This is a genomic window from Ameyamaea chiangmaiensis (assembly GCF_013376175.1).
Lineage (GTDB): Bacteria > Pseudomonadota > Alphaproteobacteria > Acetobacterales > Acetobacteraceae > Ameyamaea > Ameyamaea chiangmaiensis.
Genome location: NZ_JABXXR010000137.1, coordinates 1 through 7,246 on the forward strand (window position 1 = coordinate 1; position 7,246 = coordinate 7,246).

8 protein-coding genes are annotated in these 7,246 nt (G+C 68.7%); 3 read left to right on the forward strand and 5 right to left on the reverse strand.

Annotation, left to right across the window (positions count from 1 at the left end):
- The 3 genes from dapF to ftsY all read left to right on the forward strand — a co-directional run.
- On the forward strand, positions 1-546 hold a 546-nt coding region (gene dapF, locus HUK82_RS13110), incomplete at its 5' end, for a diaminopimelate epimerase (protein WP_176614388.1).
- A complete protein-coding gene (gene mtaB / locus HUK82_RS13115) occupies positions 543-1,790 on the forward strand; it encodes a tRNA (N(6)-L-threonylcarbamoyladenosine(37)-C(2))-methylthiotransferase MtaB (protein WP_176614389.1) in 1,248 nt (415 codons plus the stop codon). The genes dapF and mtaB, both read left to right, overlap by 4 nt.
- Position 1,791: 1 nt before the next feature.
- On the forward strand, positions 1,792-2,754 hold the full coding sequence (gene ftsY, locus HUK82_RS13120) for a signal recognition particle-docking protein FtsY (protein WP_176614390.1): 963 nt from the start codon (positions 1,792-1,794) through the stop codon (positions 2,752-2,754).
- A gap of 46 nt (positions 2,755-2,800) precedes the next feature.
- Here ftsY and HUK82_RS13125 read toward each other — a convergent pair whose 3' ends face one another.
- From HUK82_RS13125 to HUK82_RS13145, 5 genes are all read right to left on the reverse strand, one after another.
- Positions 2,801-3,319 (reverse strand): hypothetical protein, encoded by a 519-nt coding sequence (locus tag HUK82_RS13125; protein WP_176614391.1) that lies wholly within the window; start codon positions 3,317-3,319, stop codon positions 2,801-2,803.
- Between the two features lie 152 nt (positions 3,320-3,471).
- Positions 3,472-3,681 carry a hypothetical protein gene (locus tag HUK82_RS13130; protein ID WP_176614392.1) on the reverse strand — a complete coding sequence of 70 codons (210 nt, stop codon included), beginning with the start codon at positions 3,679-3,681 and terminating at the stop codon, positions 3,472-3,474.
- 46 nt (positions 3,682-3,727) lie between these two features.
- Positions 3,728-4,951, reverse strand: a complete 1,224-nt coding sequence (locus HUK82_RS13135) for a phosphoglycerate kinase (protein ID WP_176614394.1) — start codon at positions 4,949-4,951, stop codon at positions 3,728-3,730.
- Positions 4,948-5,970 carry a type I glyceraldehyde-3-phosphate dehydrogenase gene (gene gap / locus HUK82_RS13140; RefSeq protein ID WP_176614393.1) on the reverse strand — a complete coding sequence of 341 codons (1,023 nt, stop codon included), beginning with the start codon at positions 5,968-5,970 and terminating at the stop codon, positions 4,948-4,950. Before gap ends, HUK82_RS13135 begins: the two co-directional genes overlap by 4 nt.
- A gap of 76 nt (positions 5,971-6,046) precedes the next feature.
- On the reverse strand, positions 6,047-7,246 hold a 1,200-nt coding region (locus HUK82_RS13145), incomplete at its 5' end, for a transketolase-like TK C-terminal-containing protein (protein ID WP_394367503.1).

Consider the following 7,246-nt stretch of genomic DNA (forward strand, 5'->3'; position numbering starts at 1 on the left):
GTCACCCTGCAGACGCGCGCCGGGCTGTTGCCGGGGCGGGTCGAGGCGGACGGCCGCATCAGCGTGAACATGGGCGCGCCGCGTCTGGCCTGGGACGCGGTGCCCCTGACGGACGCTTGTGACACGCTCATGCTGCCGATCGACGGCTCACCGGCGGCCCTGTCGATGGGCAACCCCCACGTCACTTTCTTTGTGGACGATCTGGCGAGCGTCGATCCGGCGGTGCGCGGCGCGCCGCTGGAACGACACGCCCTGTTCGCCGAAGGCGCCAATATCGGCTTTGCGCAACGCATCGGCGACGATCATCTGCGGCTGCGCGTGTGGGAACGTGGCGCAGGCCTGACCCTTGCCTGCGGCTCGGGGGCGTGTGCGGCGGCCGTCAACGCGATGCGGAAGGGGCTTGTGGGCCATGCCTGCCGCGTCACGATGGACGGTGGCGACCTCGATATCGTCTGGGAGCGGGCGGGACGCGGCGATGTGTGGATGACCGGCCCGGCGGTCGTCGCGTTCGATGGCCATGTCGCTCTGGCGGCCGTGTCGGCATGAGCAAGGCCCCGGACATCCTGACCTTCGGCTGTCGCCTCAATACGTATGAGAGCGAGGTGATGCGCAATCATGCCACGGCGCTGGACGACGTGATCATCGTCAACACCTGCGCCGTGACGGCCGAAGCCGAACGGCAGGCGCGGCAGGCTATTCGCCGCGCGCACCGCGATCGGCCCACCGCGCGGATCGTCGTCACCGGCTGCGCCGCACAGATCGATCCCGCGCGCTGGTCCGGGCTGCCGGGTGTGACCAGGGTATTGGGCAACGAGGAAAAGCTGCGCGCCGAAAGTTGGTCCGAGGCCAGTCTCGGCGCCGGGGATGCCGTCTCCGACATCATGGCCGCGCGTGAGACGGCCGCCCACCTGGTGACCGAGTTCGCCGGCCGGACCCGGGCCTTCGTGCAGGTGCAGCAGGGCTGCGACCACCGCTGCACGTTCTGCATCATTCCGTTCGGCCGCGGGCCCTCGCGCTCCGTCGCCGTGGGGGCGGTGGTCGAACAGGTCCGCGCCCTGGTGCGGGCAGGCTACCGGGAGGTCGTGCTGACGGGCGTCGACATCACCTCGTGGGGGGGCGACCTGCCCGGGCAGCCCGCACTGGGCCAGTTGTGCCGCCGTTTGCTGGCGCTGGTGCCGGAGCTGGAGCGCCTGCGCCTGTCGTCCGTCGACCCCGTCGAGATCGACGAGGATCTCTGGGTGCTTCTGGCGCACGAGCCGCGCTTCATGCCGTATCTGCATCTCTCGCTGCAGGCCGGGTCGGACATGATCCTCAAGCGCATGAAGCGTCGCCATCTGGTCGAGGACGCCGCGCGCGTGATCGCACGCGCGCGCGGCCTTCGGCCCGAGATCGGGATCGGCGCGGACGTGATCGCGGGTTTCCCGACGGAGACGGAGGCTTTGTTCGAGGAGACACTGGCCTTCGTGCGCGATCAGCAACTGCCATATCTGCACGTCTTTCCCTATAGCGAACGCCCCGGCACGCCCGCCGCGCGGATGCCGGCCATCGACAAGGCGTCGCGTAAGGCGCGGGCCGCGTCCCTGCGCGCGGTCGGCGAGGCGACGCTGGGCGCCTATCTGGCGACCCTGCGCGGTCGGACGCTGCGGGTGTTGATGGAGACCGAGACAAGCGGCCATTCCGAGGAATTCGCGCCCGTCCGGCTTGCGTCGGGCACGGCAGAGGTCGGGCGCATCCTGACCCTGCGCGCGGCGGCGGTTGACGGCGGCACGCTGCTGGCCGAGACAGTCTGACATGGCACTCGGATTTTTCTCCCGCCTCAAGGAAGGCCTCTCCCGCTCCACGCAGAAGCTTGGGGGCGGGCTGAATGCGGCGTTCACGCACCGTCGTCTCGACGAGGAGGCGCTGGAAGAGCTCGAAGACGTTCTGATCACGGCCGATCTCGGTCCCGCCGTGGCCGACCGGGTGATCGAGTCGTTTCGGTCCAGCCGCTTCGGCAAGGAAGTGACCGACGAGGAAGTGCGCACCGCACTGGCCGAGGAGATCGCCCGCGTTCTGGCGCCCGTGGCCATCCCGTTCGCGCCCGACCCCAGTCACCACCCGCATGTCGTGCTGGTCGTGGGCGTCAACGGGACCGGCAAGACGACCACCATCGGCAAGTTCGCGCGTTTCTACGGCGAACAGGGGCTGAAGGTGATGATGGTCGCTGGGGACACCTTCCGCGCGGCCGCGGTCGAGCAGTTACAGGTCTGGGGCCAGCGCACCGGAACGCCCGTGATCGCCGGCAAGCCCGAAGCCGACGCGGCCGGGCTGGCGTTCGAAGGGATCAAGCGCGCCCGGGCGGAGGGGGCTGATCTTCTGCTGATCGATACCGCCGGACGCCTGCACAACAAGGGCGCGCTGATGGAGGAACTGGCGAAGATCATCCGCGTGATGCGCAAGTTCGACGAGACCGCGCCGCACTCGGTTCTGCTCGTGCTCGACGCGACGATCGGGCAGAACGCGATCGAGCAGGTTCGCGTGTTCAAGGAACTGGTGGACGTGACCGGTCTGGTGATCACCAAGCTCGACGGGTCCGCCCGGGGCGGGATCGTCGTTGCGCTGGCCGATCGGTTCAAGCTGCCGGTTCATGCCGTCGGGGTCGGCGAGCAGGCCGAGGATCTGCGTCCGTTCTCGGCGATCGACTATGCCAACGGCCTCGTCGGCACGTCGCTGAGCCTGATCAAGGGTGCGGTCAGCGACGACGCAGCCGCCTGAGGGCGTCTGCCAGGCGCCCGTCCGTCGCGTTCCTGAACGGGGGGCGCTACTGCAGGACCGGGACGGTCAGCTGCAGCCCGGCGGCAGCCGAGCCGTGGCCGCGCCGACGGTCGCTGGCCTGTGATCCATCAGAAAAGCCGCTGCCTTCCAGATGCCGTGAGCGGGAGAAGAGATCAGGCTCGATCGTGGCGGCCGTAAGGTCCTGCCCCCGTCGCATCGGCGCGCGCATGTCGTCGTCGGGAACCGGGGCCGCGCTGAACCCGTCAGCAGGCTGTTCGGCGGAGATGCTGTGTGTAAGGGATGCGCCTGCGGGGGCGTCGACCTGCGTGGCCGACGGCGTCGGCAGCGACGTGTCCGTCAGCCGGATGGCTCGGCGGGCTGGCCGCACGACGGTCGCGGTGGCGGGCAAGACGGTGGCGCTGGCGAGTGTCGCGGATATGGGCGGGGTGGCCCGCGTATCGGGCACGGCGGTGCGGGCAAGGGCGACGTGAAGGGGTGAAAGCAGCGCGGACGACAGGAGCATTGCTCCCACTGCGCCACTCACCCGGATGGAACGCGACGTCATGATCTCTCTCTTTGTTCGAGAGGATCAAGTCCACGCGATCGATCGACCTCCCGTGGAACTCATCGTGCATGCGCGCATCTGCCGCCCGCAACTAAAATGCGCCGAGTGTTTCGCCGTGTTGCGAAACGTGATCGCGCCCGGCGGCAGTGTGTCTACACGACGACATTCAGCAGTGTGCCACGCCGCGTCCAGGCAGTGCGCGGCACGTGCGCCAGCGACGTCGGCGGCGCGGTACGTTCGTCCCCGGTCGAGGGGGTAGGGCTCCGCGTGCGTGCGGATGCGGCGGTCATCGGGGCGAGGGCGGGACGCGGGCCTGTGGGCACCGGCGTCGCGTCCTGTCCGGCCGGCAGGGAGGAGATCATGCCTCTCCTCTACCGGACGGCCGGTAAAGGAGAGGTAAACGGCACGTCAGAGCGGTGCCGCATCCTGTGCCACGGCGGTCAGCGCCAGAATACCGGGCAGCGTCTTGCCTTCCAGCCATTCGAGGAACGCGCCGCCCGCCGTCGACACGTAACTCATGCGGTCCAGAACCCCCGCATGGCGCAGGGCCGACACGGTATCGCCGCCTCCGGCAACGCTGCGCAGCGCGCCCTTTTCGGTCAGGGCGGCGGCCTCACGGGCTACCTCGTTGGTCGCCGTGTCGAAGGGCGGGATCTCGAACGCACCAAATGGGCCGTTCCACACCAGCGTCTTGAGCGAGGCGAGCTTGGCGCACACCAACCGGACCGTCTCCGGACCGGCATCGAGCATCATCGCTTCCGCATCGATCGCGGTCACGGGCACGACCTTGCTCGCCGCGCCGGCCTTGAACTCGGTCGCCGTCACCGCGTCGACCGGCAGGATGATCTCGCAGCCACGGGCCTTCGCATCGGCGAGGATCTGCAACGCGGTCGCGTGCATGTCCGCCTCCTGCAAGGACTTGCCCATGGCTACGCCCTGCGCTGCGAGGAACGTGTTTGCCATCGCGCCACCGATGATCAGCACGTCCACCCGGCCCAGCAGGTTGCCCAGCAGGTCGAGTTTCGTGGAGATCTTGGCCCCGCCGACGATTGCGCCGACCGGCCGCTCCGGATTTTCCAGCGCGCCGTCCAGTGCGTTGAGCTCGGCTTCCATCAGACGCCCGGCGAAGGACGGCAGGAACCGGGCCACGCCCTCGGTCGAAGCATGGGCGCGGTGCGCGGCCGAAAACGCATCATTGACGTAGATATCAGCGTGCGCAGCCAACTGACGCGCCAGATCTGCGTCGTTGGCTTCTTCGCCGGCATGGAAGCGGGTGTTTTCCAGCACCAGAATCTCGCCCGGGCGAAGTGTCTCGATCGCCGCCTCTGCATCAGGGCCGATGCAGTCATGGGCGAAGTTGACCGGGCGGCCGAGGGCCGTCGCCAGCGCGGTGGCAACCGGTTCGAGCGACATGTCAGGGACGCGCTTGCCCTTCGGCCGGTCGAAATGACTGACAAGAATGACCTTCGCGCCCTTGTCGGCCAGTTCGCGGATCGTCGGCACCAGACGCTCGATGCGGGTGGTGTCGGTGATGCGGCCATCGCGGACGGGCACGTTGAGGTCGGCGCGCAGAAGAACCTTCTTGCCCGCCGCCTCCAGCCCGTCCAGCGTCTTGAACGACGCCACGATCAGAGGGTCCCGAACACGGCCGCCGTGTCGGACATACGGTTGGAGAAGCCCCACTCGTTGTCATACCACGCGCAGATGCGCACCAGCTTGCCGCCATCGACCAGCGAGGTCTGGGTCGCATCGAACGTGGACGACGCGATCGAATGGTTGAAGTCCGAGCTGACCAGCGGCGCCGTGTTGTAGGCGAGGATGCCCTTCAGCGGACCGTCCTGCGACGCGGCCAGAACGGCCTCGTTCACCGCCTCGACCGAGGCCGGGATGCGCGCGGGGACAAAGTCCAGCGAGACCAGCGAGACATTGGGCGTCGGCACGCGGATCGCGGTGCCGTCCAGCCTGCCCTTCAGATGCGGCAGGACCAGACCCACGGCACGCGCCGCACCCGTGGAGGTCGGGATCATGTTCAGGGCCGCAGCGCGGGCGCGGCGCGGGTCCTTGTGCAGCGTGTCCACCGTGCGCTGGTCGCCGGTGTAGGAATGGATCGTGACCATGTAGCCGCGCTCGATCCCGAACGCCTCGTCCAGCACCTTGGCGACCGGGGCGAGGCAGTTGGTCGTGCACGACGCGTTGGAGATCACGGTCATGTCCGACGTCAGCACGTCCTGGTTGACGCCATAGACGATCGTGGCGTCGACGCTGTCGGCGGGCGCGGAGATGATGACCTTGCGCGCGCCGGCGGCCAGCAGCGGCAGCGCCTTTTCCTTGGTGGTGAACAGGCCGGTGCATTCCATCGCCACGTCCACGCCCTCGAACGGCACTTTCGACGGGTCACGTTCGGCCGAGACGTGGATCGGCGCATAGGTGCGGCCGTTGGCGGTGATGACCAGAGCGTTGCCCTCGACCCGCACGTCGGCGTTCAGGCGGCCATGCACGCTGTCGTAGCTGAGCAGATGGGCGTTGTCCTTGACCGAGCCGAGATCGTTGATCGCGACCGGCACGACGTCCGTGCGGCCGCTCTCGATGATGCCGCGCAGTACCAGACGACCGATGCGACCGAAACCGTTGATGGCGATTTTAACAGCCATTCATTTCACTCCCTTGTGACGCGCGCCCGCAGTGTGGACCCGGTCAAGTGTCAAAACTCCGGGGATGACCGCGTGCTCAATCGCACCGGGTCACCGGCCCGTCTTCCGTGCCCGCACCGCCGGGCACCGCGCCCGGGGCAGACAGAAATTCCCGCACGCGCGCGCAGATCGCGCCCGGCGTGATGCCGAACTGGCGATAGCGCTCGCTGTTGGGGGCGCTGGTGCCGAACTCGTCCATGCCGATGAACACACCCGTGTCGCCCAGCCACCGTTCCCAGCCAAATCCGGCGGCGGCCTCGATCCCGACGCGTGGCGCGTCCCCCATGACGGCGGCACGATACGCCGGGGACTGGGCGGCGAACAACTCCCAACATGGAAGGGAAACGACAGCCGTGTCGATCCCCCACGCCAGAAGCCGCATCCGCGCGGCCAGCGCAAGGCCGACCTCGGCCCCACTGGCGATCAGGGTGGCATGGCGTGTGCCCCCCTCGGCGTCGGTCACGATGTATCCGCCACGCACGCAGCCGCTGGCCCGCGTCCGGCTGGTTGTGTCGCTCATGCCGATCGCACCGGTCTCCGGGCGCGTCTCGCCCAGCGCGACCAGTGTCGGCCCGTCCCGCCGCTCCAGCGCCAGTTCGAGGCAATGCATGACCTCGAAGGCATTGGCGGGGCGGAACACGCGCATGTTCGGCATGGCGCGCAGGCTGGCCAGCTGTTCGACCGGCTGCCAGAACGTGCCCTCTTCCCCGGGTGCAATTCCGGTATCCAGCAACAGGTGCACGACCTGCCGTCGCAACAGCGCCGCCAGCCTCAGGGCCGGGCGCATGCGGTCCACCGCGACGAACGCCGTGGCACCGACCGCCAGCAGGCCGCCGTGCGACGCGATTCCGTTCAGGATCGCCGCCATGCCGTGGTCCTGCGTGCCGCAGTCGACCGCCCCGGGCAACACGGCCTCATGCATGATCGGCACCCCGCGCGAGGCATACAGGCCTAGCAACTCCGGCAGAAGCTGCCCAAGAGTCCCCAGTCCGAAGCGCCCCCCCTGCAACCCGGACGCGGGGTCGAGGCCGGGACGGTTGAAGGTCGGCGACGACAACCAGGCATGGCGCCAGTCCTCATGCCACAGGGCGGGCCGCGCGCCCGCCTGGACGCGTTCGAAATCGTCACGCAGACGGTGCCGGGCCAGCCGATGTGTCCATGACCGGCGTGCGGCCCCGCCGCGTCTGGCCGTGATCGCCCACAGCGCCGTCTCGTCACCGTGACCCTGCGTCGCAAC